Annotated in this window: 1 protein-coding gene; it reads right to left on the bottom strand. The window is 67.8% G+C overall.

Annotated features, from left to right (window positions below; all coding sequences use genetic code 11):
* Positions 1-12: 12 nt before the first annotated feature.
* Positions 13-1,707 (bottom strand): ISAzo13 family transposase, encoded by a 1,695-nt coding sequence (locus tag ABT352_RS40670; protein WP_350950449.1) that lies wholly within the window; start codon positions 1,705-1,707, stop codon positions 13-15.
* Positions 1,708-1,765: the final 58 nt, after the last annotated feature.

The following is a 1,765-nucleotide window of genomic DNA, read 5'->3' as shown; positions in this document are numbered from 1 at the left end:
AGGGCCTGCAGATCAATAACTCGCCTTCTTGGTCTCCGGTTTGGGGATGCCGAGGTGTGTGACGAGGTCGGTGAGATCGTCGAGAGTGGCCAGGTGCGTCTCGGCGGGTTCGATGGTGTGTCCGATGCCGCGGAGGAGTCGGCGGGTTTGGCTGATGACTCGGTTGAGGGTCACGGGTGTCACGGTGAAGAGCGGGGCCATGACGACCTGGGGGAGTTTGAACCGCTGGTAGAGGATGGTGGCCAGGAGTCGGTCGACGAGGGTGAGGCCGGGGCGTCGACCGGTGTAGAGGCTGGCGGCAGGGGTCTTCTGCCGGTCACCGCCGCGCCGCTGTTGGAGGTCTGCTTCCCGCTGAGTCACGCGGGCCGCCGCCAACTCGGTGACCAACGAGTCCCACTGCCCATGCGGGATGCCGGTCAGCGCGGGATGAACCAGCCAGTCACGGCCGGGGCCGGCTTCGTTCTGGGGCGGGATCGGAAGGACGCCGTCCCGACGGTGTTCTTGGGGGCGGAGAGTGTAGTTCCAGTCGCCGTGCCAGTCGTGGCGGCTCAGAGGCAGGGCGTTCAGCTGGCGGTCACTGATGCGGAGGCCGGTCTCGTAGACGGCGGCGTCGAGTTCGGCGCGGACTGTCAGCCCCGTGCGGGTAGTGGTCGCTGCGATGCTGTTCACGATGACTTCATGGCTGGTCAGCGGCCTGCCCCGCCAATTCATCGTGATGTGGGAGAACAGTCGGTGCTCGATTCGGTTCCACTTCGATGTGCCCGGAGGAAAGTGACACACGGTAACCTCCAGACCGGTCTCGACAGCCAGCGCGGCCAGCTCGAACTTCCAGGCCCGGGTGCGGTAGCCGTTGGAACCGCCCGCGTCCGCAGTGATCAGCAGACGGCGCGAGCGCGGGTAGGTGCCGCGCCCAACCTCGTGCCACCAGCGGCGGAGGGAGGCAACGGCGAAGGCAGCGGTGTCGTGGTCGGTACCAACGCTGACCCAGCCCGTGTCCGCGTTCAGGTCGTAGATCCCGTACGGGATCGCCTTGCCCAGATCGGCATCGGGAAAGTCGTGGGTGCGAACCCGGATCGGATCACCTTCGCGGCGCCACTCGTGGCCGGCGTTTTTGTAGTTGCCGACCAACTCCTTCTTCTTGGTGTCCACGCTGATCACCGGGTCCCCGGCCGCCTGGAAGTCCTTGGCCTGGTCGTTGATATAGCGGAACTGCGCATCTCGGTCCGGGTGTTGGGCGCCTTCGACAGTCTTGGCGTTGCCCTGGAGGCTGAAGCCCTCCTCGCGCAGCACGGCCGCCACGGTGTCCGCCGAGACCCGGTGGCCCCGCCGGGTCAGCTCGGCGGCCAGTTGCCGGGTCGACTTCGTCGTCCAGCGCAGTGGCGACATCGGGTCCCCGCGTACATCCGGTTCCACCAAGGCCAGCAGCGCGGGCCGAAGGCCCGGATCCACGTCCACCGCTCGCTTGCGGCCCCCACCGGACCGGCGCACCCGTCCCAACGGCGCTTCGCCGGACTCCAGTTCCCTCACCCCGCGCGACACGGTGCCCTCCCGGACTCCGGCCGCACGAGCGACGAGCCTGATGCCTCCATGGCCCAGCGACCGCGCTTCTGCTCCTACGGCCAGCCGCCGCTGCCGCTCGTCGAGATGCGGGAACAGCGTCGCGAACTTCGCGGCCAGGGCCGCCTCGATCCCCTCCGGTCTCCCCATACCGCAATAACGAGCCTCGGAGCAGGAAGCGACGGTTTGTTTCCCGGCAGGCCCTTAG

The sequence above is a fragment of the Streptosporangium sp. NPDC000563 genome (assembly GCF_040299985.1).
Taxonomy (GTDB): domain Bacteria; phylum Actinomycetota; class Actinomycetes; order Streptosporangiales; family Streptosporangiaceae; genus Streptosporangium.
Note: the sequence above shows the minus strand (reverse complement) of the source record. Positions and strands in the feature narration are given on the sequence as shown.

Bases quoted from the DNA above. Each gene is read 5' to 3' on its own strand.
- ABT352_RS40670 (WP_350950449.1), bottom strand. From the start codon at position 1,707: ATGGGGAGACCGGAGGGGATCGAGGCGGCCCTGGCCGCGAAGTTCGCG.